At 66.6% G+C, this 20,973-nt stretch carries 17 protein-coding genes and 1 pseudogene; 7 read left to right on the top strand and 11 right to left on the bottom strand.

What is annotated here, in order from left to right:
• Positions 1-3: 3 nt before the first annotated feature.
• From ASE66_RS13225 to ASE66_RS13235, 3 genes are all read right to left on the bottom strand, one after another.
• Entirely contained in the window at positions 4-924 is a 921-nt protein-coding gene (locus ASE66_RS13225; RefSeq protein ID WP_057190099.1) for an ABC transporter permease subunit, read from the bottom strand.
• Positions 925-1,037: 113 nt separating this feature from the next.
• Positions 1,038-2,672, bottom strand: coding sequence for a peptide ABC transporter substrate-binding protein (locus ASE66_RS13230; protein ID WP_057190100.1), 1,635 nt, complete (start codon positions 2,670-2,672; stop codon positions 1,038-1,040).
• A 172-nt stretch (positions 2,673-2,844) separates the two neighbouring features.
• Positions 2,845-5,139 carry an NADP-dependent malic enzyme gene (locus tag ASE66_RS13235; protein WP_057190101.1) on the bottom strand — a complete coding sequence of 765 codons (2,295 nt, stop codon included), beginning with the start codon at positions 5,137-5,139 and terminating at the stop codon, positions 2,845-2,847.
• Positions 5,140-5,433: 294 nt separating this feature from the next.
• Here ASE66_RS13235 and ASE66_RS13240 point away from each other — a divergent pair, with 294 nt between their 5' ends.
• Genes ASE66_RS13240 through ASE66_RS13250 form a run of 3 tightly spaced genes read left to right on the top strand, consistent with a single transcriptional unit; the run spans position 5,434 to position 8,104 of the window.
• Positions 5,434-6,465, top strand: a complete 1,032-nt coding sequence (locus tag ASE66_RS13240; RefSeq protein WP_057190102.1) for an AAA family ATPase — start codon at positions 5,434-5,436, stop codon at positions 6,463-6,465.
• Entirely contained in the window at positions 6,462-7,721 is a 1,260-nt protein-coding gene (locus ASE66_RS13245) for a DUF2201 family putative metallopeptidase (protein ID WP_057190103.1), read from the top strand. Before ASE66_RS13240 ends, ASE66_RS13245 begins: the two co-directional genes overlap by 4 nt.
• On the top strand, positions 7,718-8,104 hold the full coding sequence (locus ASE66_RS13250; RefSeq protein WP_057190104.1) for an LCCL domain-containing protein: 387 nt from the start codon (positions 7,718-7,720) through the stop codon (positions 8,102-8,104). The genes ASE66_RS13245 and ASE66_RS13250 overlap by 4 nt, the downstream gene beginning before the upstream one ends.
• Positions 8,105-8,110: 6 nt before the next feature.
• Here ASE66_RS13250 and ASE66_RS13255 read toward each other — a convergent pair whose 3' ends face one another.
• The 5 genes from ASE66_RS13255 to ASE66_RS13275 all read right to left on the bottom strand — a co-directional run bounded on the left by ASE66_RS13255 (position 8,111) and on the right by ASE66_RS13275 (position 13,753).
• Positions 8,111-9,127: an ABC transporter ATP-binding protein gene (locus ASE66_RS13255; protein ID WP_057190105.1), complete on the bottom strand. Its 1,017-nt coding sequence runs from the start codon at positions 9,125-9,127 to the stop codon at positions 8,111-8,113.
• The gene (locus ASE66_RS13260; protein ID WP_057190106.1) at positions 9,124-10,107 is read right to left on the bottom strand and encodes an ABC transporter ATP-binding protein; all 984 of its coding nucleotides are present in this window, start codon (positions 10,105-10,107) and stop codon (positions 9,124-9,126) included. The genes ASE66_RS13255 and ASE66_RS13260 overlap by 4 nt, the downstream gene beginning before the upstream one ends.
• 2 nt (positions 10,108-10,109) lie before the next feature.
• Positions 10,110-11,030: an ABC transporter permease gene (locus tag ASE66_RS13265; RefSeq protein WP_057190107.1), complete on the bottom strand. Its 921-nt coding sequence runs from the start codon at positions 11,028-11,030 to the stop codon at positions 10,110-10,112.
• The gene (locus ASE66_RS13270) at positions 11,027-12,004 is read right to left on the bottom strand and encodes an ABC transporter permease (protein ID WP_057190108.1); all 978 of its coding nucleotides are present in this window, start codon (positions 12,002-12,004) and stop codon (positions 11,027-11,029) included. The genes ASE66_RS13265 and ASE66_RS13270 overlap by 4 nt, the downstream gene beginning before the upstream one ends.
• Before the next feature lie 147 nt (positions 12,005-12,151).
• Positions 12,152-13,753 carry an ABC transporter substrate-binding protein gene (locus ASE66_RS13275; protein ID WP_057190109.1) on the bottom strand — a complete coding sequence of 534 codons (1,602 nt, stop codon included), beginning with the start codon at positions 13,751-13,753 and terminating at the stop codon, positions 12,152-12,154.
• A gap of 202 nt (positions 13,754-13,955) precedes the next feature.
• Here ASE66_RS13275 and ASE66_RS13280 point away from each other — a divergent pair, with 202 nt between their 5' ends.
• Positions 13,956-14,888, top strand: a complete 933-nt coding sequence (locus ASE66_RS13280) for a LysR substrate-binding domain-containing protein (protein ID WP_057190110.1) — start codon at positions 13,956-13,958, stop codon at positions 14,886-14,888.
• Positions 14,889-14,893: 5 nt separating this feature from the next.
• On the opposite strand, the gene ASE66_RS13285 is transcribed toward ASE66_RS13280, so the two are convergent.
• Together ASE66_RS13285 and ASE66_RS13290 are read right to left on the bottom strand one after the other, a co-directional pair.
• Entirely contained in the window at positions 14,894-15,130 is a 237-nt protein-coding gene (locus tag ASE66_RS13285; RefSeq protein ID WP_038361355.1) for an Lrp/AsnC ligand binding domain-containing protein, read from the bottom strand.
• Positions 15,131-15,182: 52 nt separating this feature from the next.
• Positions 15,183-16,022 carry an alpha/beta hydrolase gene (locus ASE66_RS13290; RefSeq protein ID WP_057190111.1) on the bottom strand — a complete coding sequence of 280 codons (840 nt, stop codon included), beginning with the start codon at positions 16,020-16,022 and terminating at the stop codon, positions 15,183-15,185.
• A gap of 156 nt (positions 16,023-16,178) precedes the next feature.
• On the opposite strand from ASE66_RS13290, the gene ASE66_RS13295 reads away from it, so the two are divergent.
• From ASE66_RS13295 to ASE66_RS13305, 3 genes and pseudogenes are all read left to right on the top strand, one after another.
• A complete protein-coding gene (locus tag ASE66_RS13295) occupies positions 16,179-17,192 on the top strand; it encodes an asparaginase (RefSeq protein ID WP_057190112.1) in 1,014 nt (337 codons plus the stop codon).
• Between the two features lie 51 nt (positions 17,193-17,243).
• Complete coding sequence (locus ASE66_RS13300; RefSeq protein WP_057190113.1) at positions 17,244-18,920, top strand: SulP family inorganic anion transporter; 1,677 nt, start codon at positions 17,244-17,246, stop codon at positions 18,918-18,920.
• Positions 18,917-19,532, top strand: a pseudogene (locus ASE66_RS13305) (ParB-like protein). The gene ASE66_RS13300 and the pseudogene ASE66_RS13305 overlap by 4 nt, the downstream one beginning before the upstream one ends.
• Positions 19,533-19,535: 3 nt before the next feature.
• Here ASE66_RS13305 and ASE66_RS13310 read toward each other — a convergent pair.
• A complete protein-coding gene (locus ASE66_RS13310; RefSeq protein ID WP_162262482.1) occupies positions 19,536-20,912 on the bottom strand; it encodes a TIGR03808 family TAT-translocated repetitive protein in 1,377 nt (458 codons plus the stop codon).
• Between the last annotated feature and the right edge of the window lie 61 nt (positions 20,913-20,973).

Genomic DNA, 20,973 nt, shown 5'->3' on the forward strand with positions numbered 1-20,973 from the left:
GCCTCAATCCAGCCTGACGCGCGGGTCGAGCAGCGCGTAGAGGATGTCGACCAGGAGATTGAAGGCGAGCACGAAGATCGCGACGACGACCACGGTGCCCATCACCAGCGTGTAGTCGCGATTGAGCGCACCCTCGACGAAATAGCGTCCGATGCCGGGAATGCCGAAGATGGTCTCGACCACGACCGAGCCGGTGAGCAGGCTGGCCGCCGCCGGTCCGAGATAGGAGACGACCGGCAGGGCTGCGCCGCGTGCCGCATGCAGCGCTATGGTCATGGTCGAGAGGCCCTGGGCTCTCAGCGTGCGGATATGGTTGGCGCGCAGCGTCTCGATCATCGCCGCGCGCGTCATCCGGGCGATCACGGCGATCTGGGGGAGGGCGAGCGTCACGATCGGCAGCAGAGTGTTGCGGAAGGCGCCACCGTTCCAGCCGCCGACCGGCAGCCAGGCCAGCGTGAGCCCGAAGACGATCTGCAGCACCGGCGCGACGACGAAGTTCGGGATGGTGATGCCGGCGGTGGCGAAGCCGATCACGGCATGATCGGCTGCGCGATTCTGGCGGAAAGCGGCGAGCATGCCGAGAGGGCCGCCGATCGCGAGCGCGAGCAGCAGTGCCGAGGCGCCGAGCCGGATCGAGACCGGTAGGCCCTGCGCGAACAATTCACCGATCGAGAAATCGCGGAAATAGAAGGACGGGCCGAAATCGCCGCGCAGCAGGGCAGCGAGATAGGTCAGGTATTGCTGGAACAGCGGCTGGTCGAGCTTGTAGATGCGCCGCAGGTTTTCCATCACCTTGGCTTCGAGCGCCTGCTCGAGATCGAACGGCCCGCCCGGCGCGACGCGCATCAGGAAGAACGAGATCGTCACGATCACGAACAAGGTCGGGATCGCGGCGGCCAGGCGGCGCAGGATGTAGGTGAGCACGGGACTGGTCCCTAGGTCATGCCCGGGCTTGACCCGAGCATCTCATGATCGCTGGCGGTCGCCCGCTCCGGCCTGAGATGGTCGGGTCAAGCCCGGCCATGACGCGTTTGGAATCACGGCTTCAGGCTCATGAACCGCGTCGGCAGCGCGCCGCGCAGGTTCTGCTGGAATCCTTGCACCTTCGGCGAGACCAGGTTCTTCGAGGAATAGTAGAGCACCGGGATCCACGGCACCTCGGCGGCTAGGATCGCATCCGCCTCGCGCAGGATCGCGGCGCGCTTGGCGATGTCGATCTCCTCTGCGCCCTGCTTCATCAGCGCATCGAATTTCGGGTTGTTGTACTTGCCGGAGTTGAAGCCGGTGTTGTCGCTCTGGAACAGGAACAGGAAGTTCTGCGGGTCGGAATAGTCGCCGATCCAGCCATAGCGGGCGATGTCGAAATCGCCGCCGTCGCGCAGCAGGGCGAAATGCGTCTTGCCGTCGGTGTTGATGAAGCTGGTCTCGACGCCGATCGCCTTCCATTGCTCGGCGATCGCGATGACGGTGCGGCGGTTGTTGTCGGTGGTGTTGTAGCGCAGCTGGACCCTGAGCGGCATGCCCGGCCCGAAGCCGGCCGCGGCGAGCAGCTTCTTGGCCTCGTCCTCGCGGTCCAGTGGGGAGGTGCCCTTGAAGTCGGCTTCGGCGCGCTCGCCGTAATTGCCGATATTCGGCGGAATCACGCCATAGGCCGGCAGCATGGTGCTGCCCCAGATCTCCTCGGCGATGAACTCGCGGTCGATTACCAGCGAGAGCGCACGGCGCACCCTGATGTCGTCGAACGGTTTTTTCGCGGTGTTGATGATCAGGAAATAGGTGCCGAGATAGGGCGAGATCCTGACCTGCTCCTTGCCGAGCTTCTCACGCAATTGCTGAACCTGATCGGCCGGGATGTCCGATGTCATCTGCAACTCGCCGGCCTGGAAACGACGAGCGGCAGCGGAGAAATCGGGCGTCGGATAGTAGATCACCGTGTCGATCTTGACGTTCGCTGCGTCGTGGAAGGCCTTGTTCTTCTCCAGCCGGATATGCGAGTTCGGCACGAACTCCTTTAGCGTGTAGGCGCCGTTCGAGACCCAGTTCTCCGGCTTGACGAAGTCCTTGCCGAATTTCTGGACGGAAGGCGGATGGACCGGCAGCCCGGTCTGATGCGTCAGCAATTCGAGGAAGTAGGGTGTCGGCCGCTCCAGCGCGATTTCGAGCGTGCGATCGTCGATCGCCTTGACCCCGAGATCCTCCAGCTTGGCGCCTTCGCCTGATTTGTTGATCTTCTCGGCATTGCGGATCGGGTAGAGGATGTTGGCGTATTTCGCGCCGGTTTCCGGATTGACCATGCGCTGGAACGAGAAGACGAAATCGCCGGCGGTGACCGGGTCGCCATTGGACCATCTGGCGTTGGCGCGCAGCTTGAAGGTGTAGGCCTTGCCGTTCTGGGCCATCGTCCAGCTTTCGGCGACGCCGGGCACGACCTCGCCGTTGATGTGGTGGATCACCAGGCCTTCGGAGAGATCACGCAGCAGATGGGCTTCGCTGACTGTCGAGGTCTTGTGCGAGTCGAGCGTCTCCGGGTCGCCGTCATTCCCGCGGTGGAACACCACCTGCGCCATGGCAGCGCCGGCAAAGGTGCTGGCAAGAGCAAGAAAAAGGCCGCTCGCCAGCGCGAGCGGCCGGATGGCGCGCCTGAACCTGGACTGACGGTTGATCTCACGCATGAGCGCTCTCCGAACGTTCGCACGGGCCCCTTTCCCGCTCCTGAAACGAAGTATGAGCCTATCGTGCGCCACCCGCCAAGAGCGAAAAGCCGGTATCAACCGTTCAGCTTAAGTCACTGGCCCGCTTTCGAAAGCTGGCTCAGAAACGACTTCAGCACGGCCTCTCGCAAGGTCAGCCGGCGACTGACCGTCCCTGCGCTTCCGCGACCGCGACCGCGGTCATGTTGACGACGCCGCGCGCCGTCACCGAGCCGGTGAGGATGTGCACCGGCTTGGCAGCGCCGATCAGGATCGGCCCGACCGGAAGTGCGTCTGCCAGCACCTTGGCGAATTGGTAGGCGATGTTGGCCGAGTCGAGATTGGGGAAGATCAGGACGTTGGCGATGCCTTTCAGGCGCGATGAGGGCAGCACGCGCTCGCGGATGGCGGCGACAAGGGCGGTGTCGGCCTCCATCTCGCCGTCGCATTCCAGCTCCGGCGCGCGCTCCTGGATCAGCTTGACCGCCTTGCGCATCTTGATCGAGCTCGGCGTGTCGGCTGCGCCGAAGTCCGAATGCGAGAGCAGGGCGATCTTCGGCTCGATGCCGAAGCGCGTGACATGGCTCGCGGCCAGCACCGCCATGTCGGCGATCTCCTCCGCCGTCGGATCATGCTTCACATGGGTGTCGGCGAGGAAGAAGCCGCCCTTGCTGGTGATGATCAACGTCATCGCCGCGAGGTCGCAGACGCCGGGTTCGAGTCCGATGATGTCGCGGATATGGCGCAGTCGCGAGAGGAACCGGCCTTCCAGCCCGGTGATCATCGCATCCGCCTCGCCACGCACGACGGCGAGCGCCGCGATCACGGTGTTGTTGGTGCGCACCAGCGAGCGCGCCGCTTCGGGCGTGATGCCACGCCGGCCGGCAATGTCGAGATAGGTCTGGACGTAGTCGCGATAGCGCGGATCGTCCTCCGGGTTGATCAACTCGCAATCGATGCCGGGCCGGATCGTCAGGCCGAAGCGTTTGACGCGGGTTTCGATCACCGAGGGGCGGCCGATCAGGATCGGGATCGCCATGCCTTCCTCGATCGCGATCTGGGCGGCGCGCAGGACGCGCTCATCCTCGCCCTCGGCATAGATCACCCGCTTCGGATCGGCCTTCGCCTTGGCGAAGAGCGGCTTCATCAGGAAGCCGGAGCGGAAGACGAAGCGCGACAGGTCCTCGCGATAGGCCTCGAGATCGATCAGCGGCTTCTTGGCGACGCCGGTCGTCATCGCCGCCTCGGCCACCGCCGGCGCGATGCGCAGGATCAGCCGCGGATCGAACGGGTTGGGGATCAGCGACGTCGCACCGAAGGTCTGGGACTCGCCGCCATAGGCGCGCGCGGCGATGTCAGAGGTCGCCTCGCGGGCGAGGGCGGCGATGGCACGCACGGCGGCGAGCTTCATCGCCTCGTTGATCGTCGTCGCCTGCACGTCGAGCGCGCCGCGGAAGATATAGGGGAAGCACAGGACGTTGTTGACCTGGTTCGGGTAGTCCGAGCGGCCGGTGCAAATCATCGCGTCGGGGCGGACGGCGAGTGCATCCTCAGGCGTGATCTCTGGGTTGGGATTGGCGAGCGCCAGGATCAAGGGCTTCGGGGCCATCTGCTTGGCCATTTCGGGCTTCAGCACGCCCGCTGCCGAAAGGCCGAGGAAGATGTCGGCGCCGCCGATCACTTCGGCGAGCGTGCGGGCCTCGGTCTCCTGGGCGTAGATCTCCTTCCAGCGGTCCATCAGCGTGTTGCGGCCCTTGTAGACCACGCCGTCGAGATCGGTGACCCAGATGTTCTGCGTGCGTGCGCCCAGCGAGACGAGGAGGTTGAGGCAGGCGAGCGCGGCTGCGCCAGCGCCCGAGACCACAATCTTGACGTCTCCGATCTTCTTGCCCGCGAGGTCGAGCCCGTTCAGGACGGCGGCGCTGACGATGATCGCCGTGCCGTGCTGGTCGTCATGGAAGACCGGGATGTTCATCCGGGCCTTGAGCTGCTCCTCGATCTCGAAGCATTCGGGGCCCTTGATGTCCTCGAGGTTGATGCCGCCGAAGGTTGGCTCCAGCGCTGCGACGACCTCGACGAATTTCTCGACGTTCTTCTGCTCGACCTCGATGTCGAAGCAGTCGATGCCGGCGAATTTCTTGAACAGGACGGCCTTGCCTTCCATCACCGGCTTTGAGGCCAGCGGACCGATATCGCCGAGGCCGAGCACGGCGGTGCCATTGGTGATGACCGCGACGAGATTCTGGCGCGAGGTGAGCTCTGCCGCCTCGGCGGGGTCGTCGACGATCGCTTCGCAGGCCGCGGCGACGCCGGGTGAATAGGCGAGCGCCAGGTCGCGCTGGTTGCCGAGCGGCTTGGTCGCCTGGATTTCGAGCTTACCGGGCTTGGGAAGGCGGTGATAAACCAGCGCGCCAGAACGAAGATCCGCCGACAAGGTGCTCTTAGCCATCCCCACGCTTCCTCTGCGCCGCCATTGCTTGCAGACGAGGTCGCGCGGAAAGGGGGCAGGCGTCAAGCGGGGGCGGGCGGCGAAAGACTTGTGCCGCAGCAAAAACAACGCCGAGCTTTGTACCAAGCGCCGCGGGATTGGCTAAAACCCACGAAATGAGCGGAGCGTGAAACAGCTGTGAAACAAAACTGAACATTACAAAGAAATAATGATTTCAGAGACCTCCGCTGTTGCAGACTGCCTCTCGCCAGATCCGCGGATTTGATCCCCGCGGGTCGTCCTTGGGAGGGGTTGATGGAAGCGACGCGTTCCGCCTTCGAGGAAGTCGTCTCGTTGCGCCAGGCCAAGCAGCTGATCCAGTGCATGGCGCACGAGCAGAGTTTCCTGCTGCTCTCGCCTCCGGGGCTCGGCAAGTCCGAGCTGGTCTATGAAGCCGCGCGCGAGGCGGGTTTGCCCTGTCGTTCGCTGCTCGGCACCCAGATCGCGCCGGAGGACGTGAGCGGCATCCCCCGCATCGTCGGCGAGCGCTCGGTCTTCTGCCCGCCGCGCGTGCTGCTGCCGGAAAAGCCCGAGCCGTTTTGCCTGTTCCTCGACGAGCTGCCGGCCTGCTCGCCCGATGTCCAGAAAGCGTTCTATTCGCTGCTGTTGGAGCGGCGGCTGGGCGAGCATGCCCTGCCGAAGGGCACTTGGGTCGTCGCCGCCGGCAACCGTCTGCAGGATCGCGCTCTGGTGCGGGCGATGAGCTCGGCGCTGGTCAACCGTGTCACCATCCTGCAATTGCGCGTCGACACGGGCGATTGGCTGGCCTGGGCCCAGCGCGCCGGCGTGCGAGCGGAGATCCGCAGCTTCATCGCGACGATCCCCGATGCGCTGATGCGGCCGGTGCCGGCCGAGCCGGTGCCGTTCTCGACGCCGCGCGCCTGGACGCTGCTGTCGCGGGCGCTCGACATGGCGCAGAAGGCCGGCTTTCTCAGCAATGAACTGCGGCGAGCGCTCGCCTTCGGGCGGCTCTCGCCGGAGGATGCCGTGGTGTTCTGCGCGCTCGCCGAGGATTCGATCGGGGCGGTGCGCCCGCTCGAGGACTATCTGCGCAAGCCCGAGCTATTGCCGAAGGGCGATTCCGCCCGCTGGTTCATCCTCGACTGCATCCGCCAGTTCGTCAGGGACGGGCGCGCGAGCGACATCAAGCCGGCGGTGATCAACCGCTTCCTGCGCAGCCTGTCTCACGAGCATCAGCTTCTCGTGCTCAACGACATGGTCGAGATCTGGGGTGCGCTCGGGGCGGACCGGGCCATGTACGACCTCCTGCGCAAGGTCGCGGCATGAGCACGGCTCCAGAACTCTCGGCCGCCGACCGCGCCACCCATGCGCGCATCATGCGGGGCCTGCGGCTGGTGACAGTGCCGTTCCCGCATCTGGCCGGGCTCGCGGCCGCGGTGCGCGTCGAGATCGACGAGCGCGTGCCGACCATGGGCGTCTTCGCCTCCGGCCGTCTATTGGCGAACCCGGCCTTCACGGCGAGGCTCTCCGGCGACGATCTCGTCTTCGTCCTCGCCCATGAGCTGCTGCATCTGGCGCTGCGAACCCATGACCGGGCCCGCGGCAGCGCCACGCTCGAATTCAACTACGCCCACGACTACATCATCAACGACATGCTGCGGCATGCGCTCGGCACCACGACGATCCCGGCCGGCGGGCTCGACATGCCCGGTGCCCGCGAGCGCTCTGCCGAGGACATCGTTCTGGAGATGCGCCGCACCGGCAATTACATGCCGTCCAGGACGCAGGTCTGGGAGGGGCAGGTCGTCACCGTCGAGCAGGTGCTCGGCGCGGCGCGGCAGGCGCCTGCCGGGTCGATGGGCGATGCGCTCGATGCGCGGCGCGAGCGCGAGCTCTTCCCGGAGGACAGCGCTGACCAGTCCGAGCGAGCACGGGCGGTCCGCGACCTCGCGGCCCGCGGCATGGTGCTGGCGAAGGCCATGGGCGTGATGCGCGGCAAGGGCGACAGCCCGGGCGGTCAGCAGCAGAGCGTGCGGGCGCAGCGCGGCTTCTTCCATACGCCCTGGTACGTCGCGCTCCAGCCCTGGCTCGAAGGCGTCGCGCCGGGCGAGCGCACCTACACCCGCGCCTCGCGCCGCGGCAACGATCACAGCGATGTCGTGATGCCGGGCCGCAAGCGCTATTCCTGGATGCTCAACGTCATTCTCGATACCAGCGCCTCGATGGGCGACGACATCCCGAAGGCGCTCGGCGCCATCGCCGATTTCTGTGATGCCGCCGGAGTCGACGAGATCCGCGTCGTCCAGTGCGACACCGTCGTCACCTCCGATGAAGTGCTCTCCCCGGCTGCGCTCGCCGACTATCAGATCAGCGGCTATGGCGGCAGCGATCTCACGCCGGCGCTCGCCGCTCTGGCAGACGATCCGCGCGTGACCTCGGCCATCGTCATCACCGACGGCGATATCTCCTATCCGAGCGAGGCCGTTCCGTACGCGGTGCTGTGGGCGCTACCGAAGAGCTCGGCCTCGTTCCAGCCCTCCTATGGCCGGGTCGTCGTCATGCAAGGGGGAGGCGCATCATGAAAGTCGTGCAGGATCTCGTCGCCTATTTCGACCAACGCGGAAAACTCTCGCGCCGGCAGCTCAAGACGCTGCTCGAACAGAACGCGATCGCCTCGGACGCGCCGACGAACATGCATGGGCTCTGCGAGAAGGTCGGTGCGGTCTACTATTTCCGCGTCACCGGCACCGTTGAGGGCCAGCTCTGGGGCACCGACATCTATAGCGGCGACTCGACGCTTGGCGCAGCCGCCGTCCATATGGGTCTGCTGAAGCCGGGCAAGAGCGCCGTCTTCAGGGTTACGGTGATGACGCCACCGGAAGAGTTTCCCGGCACCGAGCGCAACGGTGTCACCAGCACGCAGTACGGCCGCTACCAATATGCGTGGCAGCTGTCGGCGATCTGAGCAGCCCTAGGCCGCCAGCGCGCCGACGCCGCCATCGTGCAGATGGCAGGCGGCGACGTGGCCCGTCGTGAGTTCCTTCAGCGCCGGGCGCTCGACCCTGCAGCGCGGGCCGGCCTGTGGGCAGCGTGGGTGGAAATGGCAGCCGGATGGCGGATGCAGCGGCGAGGGGATCTCGCCCTTCAGCGGGGCAAAGCGCTTCTTGCGTGCCGTGATCGACGGCACGTTGGCGAGCAGCGCCTGCGCGTAAGGATGCTGCGGGCCCTTGAACAATTCGGCTGCCGGCGCCGATTCCACGACGCGGCCGAGATACATGATCACGACCCGGTCGGAGAGGTGGCGGACCACCGAGAGATCATGGCTGATGAAGAGATAAGTCAGGTTAAGTTCGTCACGCAGCTTCATGAAAAGATTCAGGACTTGGGCCTGAATCGATACATCAAGAGCGGCGACGCTTTCGTCGCAGACGAGGAATTGCGGCTTGACCGCGAGAGCCCGCGCGATACCGATGCGGGCGCGCTGGCCGCCGGAGAACTGGTGCGGATAGCGCCGGCGATAGGTCGAATCGAGCCCGACCCGGTCGAGCATCTCGGCGACGTAAGCGTCCTGCTGCGCCTTCGGCACCAGCCCATGCACGACCGGCGCCTCGCCGACGATGTCGGTGACGCGCAAACGCGGATTGAGCGAGGACATCGGGTCTTGGAAGATCATCTGGATGGCGAGCGTCGCTGCCTTCCGCTCTTCCGCCGACATCTCGTTGGTGTAGCGCCCGCGCCAGGAGACGCGGCCCGAGCTGGCATGGTGGACGCCGGCGACGACGCGCCCGAGCGTCGACTTGCCGCAACCGGATTCACCGACGAGCCCGACGACCTCGCCCTGGCGGATCGAGAGGTCGACGCTGTCGACGGCATGGACGACCTGCTCGCTGTAGTTTGCGCCGAGCAGGTTGGCGAATTTCGAGGCGGCGTCGAGCGGCTTGGTGAAGCGCTTCGAGACGGCCTCTAAGGTGAGGATCGGCGTGCTCATGCCGCGACTCCGGCGAGGTTCAGCGGGTGGTGGCAGCGCACGCCGCGTGCTTCCGGAAAGGGGGTGACGTCGGGGGCGATGGCGAGGCAATCGGCCTGCGCATAATCACAGCGCGCCGCGAAGGCGCAGCCCTGCGGCAGCCGCGCCAGCGACGGCGTCGAGCCCCTGATCTGGCGCAAGGGCGCACCGGGCTCGCCTTCCGCCGGCAGCGAGCCGAGCAGGCCGTTGGTGTAGGGGTGGAGCGGGGTGTCGAGCACCGGATCGACCGCGCCTGTCTCGACGATGCGGCCGGCATACATCACGGCGATCCGGTCGGCGAGGCCGGCGACGACGCCGAGATCATGGGTGATCCAGACCAGCGCCGTGCCGGTGTCGGCGCAAAGCGACTGCATCTCTGCCAGGATCTGGCTCTGGATGGTGACGTCGAGCGCCGTCGTCGGCTCGTCGCAGATGATCAGCGGCGGGCGGTGCAAAAGGGCGATCGCGATGGCGACGCGCTGGCGCATGCCGCCGGAAAACTGGTGCGGATAGGCGTTGAGCCGCTCCTCGGGCGAGGGGATGCCGACCTTGGCGAGCGCGTCGCGGGAGCGCTCGCGCGCTGCCTTGTGCGAGACCCTGTCATGGGCGGTGACGGCCTCGATCATCTGCGTATCGACGCGCAGGACCGGGTTCAGCGTCATCATCGGGTCCTGGAAGATCATCGCGACCTCGCGGCCGCGGACCTTGCGGAAGCCCTCCTCGTCGAGCCCGACCAGCTCCTTGCCGTTGAGCTTGATCGAGCCCTCGACGATCCTGCCCGGCGGATCGATCAGGCCCATCACCGAGAAGCCGGTGACCGACTTGCCGGATCCCGACTCGCCGACGAGGCCGAGCACCTCGCCGCGCTCGACATGGAAGGAGACGCCATCGACGGACTTCACCGTGCCGGCGCGGGTGAAGAAATGGGTCTTGAGACCGGTGACTTCGAGGACTGGCGCCATGCTCACTTCTCCAGGCGCGGGTTGAGCACGTCGCGCAGGCGGTCGCCGACCAGGTTGATCGAGACGATCGTCATCAGCAGCGCAAAGCCGGGGAAGACCGAGATCCAGTAGCTGCCGGAGAGCATGTACTGGAAGCCGTTGGCGATCAGCACGCCGAGCGAAGGCTCGGTCTGCGGCAGGCCGACGCCGAGGAAGGAGAGCGTCGCCTCCAGCGAGATCGCATGCGCCGTCTGCACGGTGACGATGACGATCACCGGCGCGAGGCAATTCGGCAGGATGTGGCGGAAGACGGTGCGGGCATGGGAGAGCCCCAGCGACTGCGCCGCCTCGACATATTCCTTGCGCCGCTCGACCAGCGCCGAGCCGCGCACGGTGCGAGCGTAATAGGCCCATTGCACCATCACCAGCGCGATGATGATCTTGTCGACGCCCTTGCCGAGGCCCGCGACCAGGATCAGCGCGACCAGCACGGACGGCAGCGAGAGCTGCAGGTCGACGAGACGCATGATCGCGTTCTCGGTACGCCCGCCGGCATAGGCGGCGATCAGGCCGACCGCCGAGCCTATCGTCGCGGCGAGGATGCCCGAGAAGGCGCCGACCATCAGCGAGATGCGCAGGCCGTAGAGGATACCCGAAAGCAGGTCGCGGCCGACACCATCCGAGCCGAGCCACATGGTGAAGCCCTCGCCGGAGGCCGAGCCAGGCGGCTGGCGTGAATCCATCACGTCGACGCTGGCGAGATCATAGGGGTTCTGCGGCGCGATCAGCGGCGCCGCCAGAGCGAGCAACACGATCAGGATGAAGAGGACGAGGCCGAACAGCGCCAGCCGGTCCTCGATGAAGGAGCGGACGAAGCGCCGGAACGGCGTCTCTTCCTTGGTCTCGGCAGGCGGTGCGGCAGCGGGCAGGGCGGCTTCGCTCATGATGTCGCCTCCGTTAGGCGCACGCGTGGGTCGAGCGCCGAGTAGATCAGGTCGACCAGGAGGTTGATGGTGACGAACAGCACGACGACGACCATGACGTAGGCGACGATCACCGGCCGATCGAGCCTTGTGATCGCCTCCAGAAGCAGGCGCCCCATGCCGGGCCAGGCGAAGATCGTCTCGGTCACGACCGAGAAGGCGACGAGCGAGCCGAATTCCAGTCCGAGCACGGTGACGATCGGGATCATGATGTTCTTGAGGATGTGCACGCCGATGATCCGGCTCTGCGACAGGCCCTTGGCTCGGGCGAACTTGACGTAGTCCATCAGCGCCGCCTCGCGGGCGCCGGCCCGCGCCAGGCGGATCACCAGCGAGATCTTGAGCAGCGCCAGATTGAGCGCCGGCAGGGCGACATGCTGCCAGCCCTTCAGCGTCAGCAGCGACGTTTCCAAGCCGAAGATCGAGACTGTCGGTCCACGTCCGGTCGCCGGCAGCCAGCCGAGGCCGACCGCGAAGGTCAGGATCAGCATCAGGCCAACCCAGAAGGTCGGCAGCGAGAAGCCGAGGATCGAGATCGCCATGATGAAGCGCGACAGCCGGCTTTCCGGCTTCAGGCCGGCATAGAGGCCGAGCGGCAGGCCGATCACGATCGCCATGAAGAGCGCGACGAAGGCGAGCTCCAGCGTCGCCGGCATGCGGCTGAGGATCAGCTTGATGGCGGATTCGCCATGGACAAAGGAGCGGCCGAGATCGCCCTGCACGGCGTTCTTCAGGAAGACCAGGAATTGCTCCCAGATCGGCCGGTCGAGCCCGAGCTGGCGCGCCGTCTCGGCGATCTGCTGCTGGTCCATCTCGGGCGAGATCAGCATGTAGATCGGATCGCCGACGACGTTCACGCCGAAGAAGACGATCACGAGCATTGCCGCGATGACGAAGAGGGCTTGCGCCAGGCGGCGCAGGACGAATGCCAGCATGGTCCGGTGCCTTCCGGATCGGAGTGCGGGACGCCCTCCCATTCGGCTGAGCCGGCGGGATGGCGCCTTCGCCTTCTAACAATGAAAGAGTGTCGCGCGGTCCGGACCGGGCTTCAAGCCGGTCCGGACCGGGATCGACAGAGCCGGTTATTCCTTACGGATGCCGGTCGCGAGCGTGTACTCGTCGGTGCGAGCCTGCACCTTGACGCCCTTGCGCGAAGCCCAGGTGTTGAGCTGGTAGTGCGTCGGGATCAGGCCGACATCGTTCATGCTGATCTCCATCGCCTCGGCCAGGGCGGAGTCGCGCTTGGCGTCGTCGACAGTGCGCAGGGCTTCCTCGAGTTTGGCGTCGAAGGCCTTGTTGGAGTAGCGGCCGCGATTGGTCGCGCCCATGCCCTTGGCCGGATCGAAGGTGGCGAGCAGCGCCTTCAGCGAGTCGGAGGATTCGCCTGTGCCCGCGCCCCAGCCGACCAGGATGAAGGAGAACTCAGGCACATTGCCCTGGCCGCCCTGCGAGGCGCGGGTGAAGAAGTTCGCCGATGGCAGCGTCTCGACCTCGGTCTCGATGCCGAGCCGCGAGAACATCTGCGCAACGGCCTCGATGATCTTGGTGTCGTTGAGGTAGCGGTTGGTCGGCCCGTGCAGCTTCATCTTGAAGCCGTTCGGATAGCCGGCCTCGGTGAGCAGCTTCTTGGCGCCGTTGAGGTCGAAGGCGACCGGCTTCAGCTTCTTGGAGGTGCCGAAGAAGCCGTCAGGCAGGAGCTGGCCGGCGGGGATCGCCTCCTTCTCCATGATGCGGTCGACGATGCCCGGGCGGTTGATCGCCATCGAGAGCGCCTGGCGGACCTTGAGGTTGAGCAGCGGGTTCTTGATCTCGGAGCCGTCCTTGCCCTTGATGAAGGGCGAGACCTCGCGGAAGTGATCCATGTGGAAATAGATCACCCGGTTCGAGACCGTGCTCGCGACGCTCAGCTTGGCATCGCCCTTGAGGCGGGCGACGTCGGAGGTCGGCACGTTCTCGATCACGTCGAGATCACCGGCGAGCAGCGCCGCGACGCGGGTCGGCGCCGAGGTGATCATCCGGAAGGTGACCTTCGACCACGGTTCCTTGCCGCCCCAGTAGCTTTCGTTCGGGGTCAGCACGACGCGGTCGCCCGCGACGTATTCGGCCTGCTTGTAGGCGCCGGTGCCGCCAGTGGTGCACTTGCCGAGGTTGAAGTCCTCGGTGGTGGTGTCCTTGCACTTGGCCGGGATGATGCCGAAGGTCGAAAGGTCGGTCGGCACCAGCGGCGCTGGCGTCGCGGTCTTCACGCGGACGGTGAAGTCGTCGACCTTGGTGAACTCCTTGCCGCGGACATAGGCCGAGAAGCTCGACGGGCTCTTCGGCACGTTCGGCGCGCGCTGCATGGTGGCGATCACGTCATCCGCCGTGAACGGCGTGCCGTCATGGAACTTGACGTTCTTGCGTAGCTTGAATTCCCAGGTCGTGTCGTCGATCGCCTTCCAGCTCTCGGCGAGCAAGGGCTTCAACGCCTGCTTCTCATCCTGCCCGACCAGCGGCTCGTAGATGTGGCGCGCCAGCATGTTGTTGGGGGTGAGGTTGTGATAGTGCGGGTCAAGCGAGCTGAGCTCCGCCGACAGGCCGATCTTGAGCTCCTGAGCCGATGCAAGGCCGGCGATTGTCACGACCGGCGCTGCCAACATGGCGAGCTTGAGAGCTTTCAGCCCCCTGGTGCTGAACGTTTTCATTCCGAACCTCCCGATGGCTTCGAGGCGCCATCTTTAACAACTGAGCCGCGCGTGGCGAGTCGCCGGATTGGCCGGTCTACCCCTGATCTCGCCCGCCCGGGCTTGTAGAACGATTTCATATACCTGTAAATTATACGGTGCGCGCTTTTATATAATCTAAACGCATAGTCGGATGCAGAGCGCGGATAGGGACGGGGCGACCATGGCGAACACGGCAAGCGTCGATCGGCGGCCTCCGAGCCTGCGCGAACTCGAGGTGTTGCAGGCAATGATCGCGACCCGCAAGACAGTGGCGGCGGCTCAGATGCTCGGCATTTCCCAGCCTGCAGTGTCGCGGGCGCTCGCCGCGTTGGAGGCCCATGTTGGTCTCCCTCTGTTTGCGCGCGAGGGCGGCAGGCTTGTGCCCACTGCAGATGCCTTTGCGCTGGACGCCGAGGCGCGACCGATCTTCGCAGCGCTCGACCGGCTGAATCGATGGCCCGGACAGGCCGTTCAGGCCAGCGTGCTGCGCATCGCGACGCCGCCGACCCTGGCCCAGTTCGTCCTGCCGCCGGTTCTGGCCGAGTTCCGTCGGCTGGAGCCCGATGTCGTCGCCAATGTCGAGATCGACACCAGCTCGACCGTGATCACGCAGGTTGCCGACCGTGCGGTCGATCTCGGGCTGGTCGACATGTCGGCGTCGCATATCGGCATCCATGGCGAGGTCATCCGCGAGGCCGTGGCGCATGTTCTGATGCCTGAGGGCCATCCGCTCGCCGACCGCGAGGTGCTGGGCCCACAGGATCTCGCCGACGAGCCGATCATCGCGCTCGCGCGGCGTTTTCCCGAGCGCATCAAGGTGGAGCGGGCATTCGCCGACGCCGGGGTGACGCTGCGCCTGGTCGGGGAGGGCACGGCGGCCGTTTTCGTCGCCGAGATGGTCAGGCAGCGCGTCGGCCTGGCTTTGCTGAATCCCTTTCCCCTGACGCTCGGCGGCATGCAGGGGCTGGTGGCCCGTCGCTTCGCGCCGGCCATCGCTTATCGGACGATGCTGCTGTTCCCCTCCGCCGGGTCGGTCGCTCCGGCGGCGCGCCGTTTTGCCGATCTGCTGCTGGCGATGCAGCCGGAAGACGGCCTCACCAAGCCAATCAGGTAGCGGACTTAGAACGCCTTGAAGGTGATGATCGTGTGGGTGTCGGCGATCTCGGGGATCGACTGCACCTTCTGGGCGACGAAATGGCCGATGTCGACATCGGCCGCGACGTGGAACTTGGCCAGGATGTCGTAGTTGCCGGCGGTCGAGTAGATTTCCGAGGCGATCTCGCGGTCGGCGAGTTCGCTGGCGACCTCGTAGGTCTTGCCGAGCTTGCATTTGATCTCGACGAAGAAGGTCTGCATCGCTTGGCTCCGGAATCCCTGTCGCCTCTGGATAGAGCCTGCTGCGGGCGGGTCAAGCGCCCGCGAGTTCGGCGATGCGGCGCGTCATGCTGCTGTCCGGATCGGGGACCGTATCGAGCACGGTGAAATGGTTGGCGCCGTCGATCTCCTCATAACGGGTACGCACGCCCTCCAGCCCCCAGACATCAGCCAGCCGGCGGCTCTGCTTGTGATATTCGGCGCTCTCGGCTCCGCCGACGACCGCATCCATGACGAGACCGGACGGCGCCGGCCAGAACAGCGGGCTTTCGCGCTCGGCGCCCTCCAAGGTCAGCCCCAGTGCCTTGTTGAGGCTGGTCTCGGTCAGGGGCTTCAGGTTGTAGAGGCCGGAGATGCCGTAGGCGGCGGGGACGACATGGCCGGGCAGCTTGGCATCGACATTTCCCCAGTCGGTCGCCAGCAGGCAGGCGGAAAGCTGGCCACCGGCCGAATGCCCGGCCGCGACCACCGGCAGGTTGTAGCGCCGCCAGATCGCAGCGGCCGCCTGCTGCAACTCCCAGACGATGTGGCCGACCTCGACCTGCGGGCAGAGGTCGTAGCCAACGACGGCGACGGGGACGCCGAGTTGGTTCAGCCCCCGCGCCATGTGCGAGAAGAAGCTCGGATCGAGCGCCTGCCAGTAGCCGCCATGGATGAAGAGCACGATCGCCTGGCTCTGCACCGCCTCGGGCTTGAACAGATCGTAGGTCTGGCGCGGGCCCTCGCCATAGCGGATGCCGAGCTCGCTGACGGCGACCTCGCGATAGGCGGCCGCATCGCGCGCCCAGCCTGCGATCAGGCCGGGGTGCTCGGGAACGCGGGCGCGGTTGTTGTACTCGACTTCGTAGTCGGGGGCCGTGCTGCTGTCGGTCATCTGATCCTGGTCGCGCCTCGGTGGGGCACGGCGTCTGCTCAAGTTCGCGGGTGGGTGAGGGCGCTGATCTGTCCCATGTCCGCACTGTGCGCCATGGGCTTTGACAGGTCGAGAGACAAACGCGACAAGGCGAGGCCTGTTCCGCCGGAGCCCCCCATGGACAACCCCGTTCTCGCCGAAGTCACCCGTGGCAATACGGTCGAATCGCGCCATCGCGGTGCGGTGGTCGTGGTCGATGCGGACGGGGCGGTGGTGCTCTCGCTGGGCGATGTCGAGCGTCCCGTCTTCCCGCGCTCGGCGGTGAAGGCGCTGCAGGCCCTGCCGCTGCTCGAAAGCGGCGCCGCCGACCGCTTCGGCCTGACGCCGACCGAGATCGCACTCGCCGTCGCCTCGCATTCCGGCGAGGAACGCCACGCCGAAACCTCGCTCGCCATGCTCAGGAAGGCTGGTCGCGATGCCGCTTGCCTCGAATGCGGCGCGCATTGGCCGATGGGCGAGGCGGCGGCAAGGGCCCTTTCCAAGGCCGGCCGCGAGCCGACCGCGCTCAATAACAACTGCTCTGGCAAGCATGCCGGCTTCATCTGCCTGTCCTGTGGCATAGACGAGGACCCGGCCGGCTATGTGAAGGGCACCCACCCCGTGCAGCAGGCGGTGCGCGCCGCGCTCGAGGAAGTGACCGGCGCTCCCCACAAGGTCGAGCTTTCCGGCACCGACGGCTGCTCGATCCCGACCTATGCGGTGCCGCTGAAGGCGCTGGCGCTGGGTTTCGCCCGCTTCGGCACCGGCAATGGCCTCGGTCCCAAGCGCGCCGATGCGGCGCGGCGCATCCGCGAGGCGGTCGCGGCCAATCCGTTCATGGTCGCCGGCACCGGCCGCTTCGACACCCGCTTCATGGAGGTCTTCGGCGCCCGCGCCTTCATCAAGACCGGGGCCGAGGGCGTCTATTGCGGCACCTTGCCGGAACTCGGCTACGGCATTGCCCTGAAATGCGATGACGGCGCCGGCCGCGCCACCGAGATCGCCATGGCCGCATTGGTCGAGCGGTTCCTGTCGCGGCAGGGCGGCGACGAAGTGGCCTTCGCGCCCTTCCGCGAGACGGTCATGAAGAACTGGAACGGGATCGAGGTCGGCCGCGTCCGCGCGGCGGAGACGCTGCGGCCGCGCGCTTGACGGCAGTGGCGTGCCAGCGCGAGGTTCGGTTCTCGCCTCCGGTCTCGTGCGATGCCGCCTGTTTCCTCGTCGGATAAGAACATTTCCGCACTGGGGCGCGCCGGCGCCTTCGGCCGCGACCTGCTCGCCGGGCTGACGCTCGCGGCGATCACCATCCCCGAGCAGATGGCGACGGCCCGGCTCGGCGGCTTCGAGCCGCAGATCGGCTTCTACGCCTTCGTCGCAGCGACGCTCGGCTTTGCCCTGTTCGGGGCGAGCCGTCTCCTGACGGCCGGAGCGGATTCGACGATCACGCCGATCTTCGTCAGCGGCCTCGCGGCACTGGCGGCGGGCGGCGCGATCCCGCCTGGCGCTGCGACCTTGCTCGCCCTCCTGGTCGGGCTCGCACTCGTCATCGCTGGCCTGCTCCGGCTCGGCTGGGTCGCCGATCTCCTGTCGGTACCGGTGCTGACCGGCTTCCTCGCCGGCATCGCCGTACATATCGCGGTGTCGCAGCTTCCCGGCCTGCTTGGCATTCCCGGCGGCGGCCATCACATCGCCGGCCAGCTCGCGGCGCTCTGGCACGGGCTTGGCGGCGTCAACCTGATCTCGCTGGCGATCGGTGTTGGGACGCTGCTGACAGTGAACCTGTGCGAGCGCTTCGCGCCGCGCGTGCCGGGCGCACTGCTGGCGCTCGTGGCTACGACGGCAGCTGTGGTGCTCTTCAAACTGGAGACGCACGGCGTCGCCGTGCTCGGCGCCTTGCCTTCGGGCTGGCCGAGCTTCGTGCCGCCGGTGCTCGACTGGGCCGATATCCGCAGCCTCGTCCCGCTCGCACTCGTCATCGCGCTGGTGGTGATGATGCAGACGGCGACGGTGAGCCGCTCCTTCCGCGATCCCGATGGTGGCGAGCCGAAGGTCGATCGTGATTTCATCGGGGTCGGCGCGGCGAACCTGTTCGCGGGCCTCGCCAGCACCTTTCCCGTCAACGCCAGCCCGCCGAGGACGGCCGTGGTCGCCGAGAGCGGCGGGCGCTCGCAGCTCGCGGCCGCGACGGCGGCGCTGATCGTGCTCGCGCTCGCCGTTGCCGGCGGCTCGCTGCTGGCGCAGGTGCCCGTGGCGGCGCTGGCCGGCGTGCTGCTGTTCGTGGCGCAGCGCATCGTCCGCGTCGACGTCATCCGGCGGATCGCGGGCCAGTCGCGCTCCGAATTCGCGCTCGTGCTGCTCACCGCCGTCGCGATCGTCTGGTTGCCAGTCGAGACCGGCGTCGCCGTCGGGATCGGTCTGTCGCTGCTGCATGGTGTCTGGATGACGACGCGCAGCGAGCCGGTCGAGCAATTGCGCATTCCCGGCACGACGATCTGGTGGCCGCCCGAGCCCGGCCGTCATGGCGAGCAGGTCGCGGGCGTGCTGGTGATCGCCTTTCCGGCACCGCTGCTCTTCGCCAATGCGGAGAGCTTCCGGCTTGGTGTGCTTGCCGCGGTGGCCGAGCGGAAGCCGAGCCTGCTCGTTCTCGATGCCGGCGGCATCCCCGTTATCGACTATACGGCAGCGCAGGCGTTACTCGCCGTGGCCGAGGCCTGCCGGCGCCGGGGCGGCACCTTCGCCATCGCCCGGGCCGAATCCGTTCGGGCGTTGCAGGCACTGCAGGATTTCGGCGTGGTCGCCGAGATCGGGGCCGAGCATGTCTTCCATAGCGTCGAGGAAGCGGTGAGGGCGCTCGCGCCCGCCGTTAGGGAGCCGTCATGAGCTATTCGGTCGAACCGCGCTTGCATCCGGTCGCCATCGCCGATCTCCGGCCGACGCAGATCACCGTCGGCATGCGCGAGGTCGAGATGAAGCGCATTCGCTGGCGGGCGGAGCGCGAAGAGAAGGGTGCGGATTTCCTCGGCCGGCACGCCGTCCCGGTCGTCATCGGTTCGAAGCGTCGTCTCTATCTGATCGACCATCATCACCTTGCGCTCGCCTTGCACCTGGAGGGCGAGCAGGAGGTTCTGATCACGGTCGTTGCCGACTTGTCGCGACTGGGCAAGGACGAGTTCTGGAGCGTCCTCGACAATCGCTCCTGGATGCATCCCCTCGATGCCGAGAGCGGGCGGCGCGGCCATGAGGAGATCCCGCGCAAGGTCTCCAGCCTCGTCGACGATCCCTATCGCTCGTTGGCGGGCGCTGCGGCTCGCCGGCGGCTATGCCAAGATCGAGGCGCCGTTCAGCGAGTTCCTCTGGGCCGATTTCCTGCGCCGACGCGTCAAGCCCGACCTCGTCAGGCGCTTCTTTCCCAAGGCGCTACGGACGGCGCTTGACCTGGCACGATCGCCTGAGGCCGAGCATCTGCCGGGCTGGTGCGGGCCTTCGGACTAAGCTTCAGCCGACGGAGTTGCCCTCGATCCGGATGCCGGCGGCGCGCTTGTCTTCGCCCTTGGTCAGGTCGCCGGTGACCGCCTTGCCGAATTCGGTGCCGACCACCGCGCCGAGCTTCGCCTCGCTGATCACATTATTGGCGATCAGGGCGTTGCGCTCCTTTGCGACGAGTGAAACGGAGATGCCGATCCCGCTGCGCCGCACCATGTTGCCGGTCGCGACGAGGTTGCGCATCGCCCAGGACCAGCCGAGCGAGATGCCGATCTCGCTGGCGTTCTCGATGACGTTGCCGGTGACCGCCGCTTCCGCCTCGACATGCACGCCGATACCGCCGACGAGCTCCTTGCCCTTCGGCGCCAGCCCCTTCTGCGCATTGCGGATGACGTTGTTGGCAAAGACCGAAAGGCGCCCGCCATGGTCGAGATTGGTGATGTTGGCACCCTGCGCGCAATCCTCGACCAGGTTGTTGGCGATGATCGCGCCCTCGAAGGCGAATTCCGAATAGAGCGCGGTCTCGCCGCAGCGCCGGCCCTGATTGCCGAGGATCTGCACGGCCGAGCCGGAATTGTTTCGGATGAAGGTCAGCGCGCAGTCGCGCAGGCTGTTGCCTTCGATCAGGACGCCGCCGGCCCGGAACAGGCTGATGCCGTTGCCGTTCGGCCCGTCGCCGCCGCCATCGTTGCGGATGCGGTTGATCCGGTTGCCCCTGACGAGGCTCTGCTCGTCGCCTGCTTGGCTGCGCCAGAGCTGGATGCCGTTATTCCCGCAATCCTCGACTGTATTGGCCTCGATCGAGAGCCCGCGCGAATCGAGCGAGAACAGCGCCGAATCCCGCATCGAGCGGAAGCGGTTGCGCTCGATGCGCCCCGCCGTGCGGTTGAGCGTCAGCCCGACTGCACCGGCATTGGCGAACTCGCAGTCGGACAGAGCGAGATCGAGCACCTCGTCGGCGTTGAGCAGGCCGGCCCGCTGGCCCGTCTTGATGTCGAGCCCGTCTAGTATGATCCCGGAGATGGCCGCACGCTTGATCCGCCGCGCCACCAGCAGCGGCCCGGCCTGTGCGGCGATGAACTGGGTCGCGCCCGGCACGCCGATCAGACGGGCATTCTCGGGCAGGACGACATTGGCGATGCGGTAGCGACCGGGCGCGACGATGAGAGGCGCATCGCGCTTGACCGCTTCGACCAGAGCGGCCTGGAGATGACGCGACTGATCCTCGGACGAGCCGGGGCGCAGGCCGAATTGCGTCGCTTCGAGCCCGAGCGTGCCGAGCGGGGCCGGTGTGTTGGGGCGCGGCGCCTGTGCCAGGACGGGACCGGCAGAGGCCGCGACCGTGCCGAAAAGGGCCGTGCGCAGCCAATCGCGGCGCGAGAGCGTCATCGGAGCCTCCATCATGACCGCTCGGGTTCAAGAGGCGTGCCGAGGGCCTGGCGTTGCCCGA

The organism is Allobosea sp. Root483D1, assembly GCF_001429505.1.
In the GTDB taxonomy this organism is placed as follows: domain Bacteria; phylum Pseudomonadota; class Alphaproteobacteria; order Rhizobiales; family Beijerinckiaceae; genus Allobosea.

What these genes read in the sequence shown, in the direction of transcription:
- ASE66_RS13310 (WP_162262482.1), bottom strand. Translation starts at nt 20,912, where the DNA reads ATGACGCTCTCGCGCCGCGATTGGCTGCGCACGGCCCTTTTCGGCACG.
- ASE66_RS13255 (WP_057190105.1), bottom strand. Translation starts at nt 9,127, where the DNA reads ATGAGCACGCCGATCCTCACCTTAGAGGCCGTCTCGAAGCGCTTCACC.
- ASE66_RS13285 (WP_038361355.1), bottom strand. Translation starts at nt 15,130, where the DNA reads ATGCAGACCTTCTTCGTCGAGATCAAATGCAAGCTCGGCAAGACCTAC.
- ASE66_RS13270 (WP_057190108.1), bottom strand. Translation starts at nt 12,004, where the DNA reads ATGCTGGCATTCGTCCTGCGCCGCCTGGCGCAAGCCCTCTTCGTCATC.
- ASE66_RS13240 (WP_057190102.1), top strand. Translation starts at nt 5,434, where the DNA reads ATGGAAGCGACGCGTTCCGCCTTCGAGGAAGTCGTCTCGTTGCGCCAG.
- ASE66_RS13295 (WP_057190112.1), top strand. Translation starts at nt 16,179, where the DNA reads ATGGACAACCCCGTTCTCGCCGAAGTCACCCGTGGCAATACGGTCGAA.
- ASE66_RS13230 (WP_057190100.1), bottom strand. Translation starts at nt 2,672, where the DNA reads ATGCGTGAGATCAACCGTCAGTCCAGGTTCAGGCGCGCCATCCGGCCG.
- ASE66_RS13275 (WP_057190109.1), bottom strand. Translation starts at nt 13,753, where the DNA reads ATGAAAACGTTCAGCACCAGGGGGCTGAAAGCTCTCAAGCTCGCCATG.
- ASE66_RS13280 (WP_057190110.1), top strand. Translation starts at nt 13,956, where the DNA reads ATGGCGAACACGGCAAGCGTCGATCGGCGGCCTCCGAGCCTGCGCGAA.
- ASE66_RS13260 (WP_057190106.1), bottom strand. Translation starts at nt 10,107, where the DNA reads ATGGCGCCAGTCCTCGAAGTCACCGGTCTCAAGACCCATTTCTTCACC.
- ASE66_RS13300 (WP_057190113.1), top strand. Translation starts at nt 17,244, where the DNA reads ATGCCGCCTGTTTCCTCGTCGGATAAGAACATTTCCGCACTGGGGCGC.
- ASE66_RS13290 (WP_057190111.1), bottom strand. Translation starts at nt 16,022, where the DNA reads ATGACCGACAGCAGCACGGCCCCCGACTACGAAGTCGAGTACAACAAC.
- ASE66_RS13245 (WP_057190103.1), top strand. Translation starts at nt 6,462, where the DNA reads ATGAGCACGGCTCCAGAACTCTCGGCCGCCGACCGCGCCACCCATGCG.
- ASE66_RS13235 (WP_057190101.1), bottom strand. Translation starts at nt 5,139, where the DNA reads ATGGCTAAGAGCACCTTGTCGGCGGATCTTCGTTCTGGCGCGCTGGTT.
- ASE66_RS13265 (WP_057190107.1), bottom strand. Translation starts at nt 11,030, where the DNA reads ATGAGCGAAGCCGCCCTGCCCGCTGCCGCACCGCCTGCCGAGACCAAG.
- ASE66_RS13250 (WP_057190104.1), top strand. Translation starts at nt 7,718, where the DNA reads ATGAAAGTCGTGCAGGATCTCGTCGCCTATTTCGACCAACGCGGAAAA.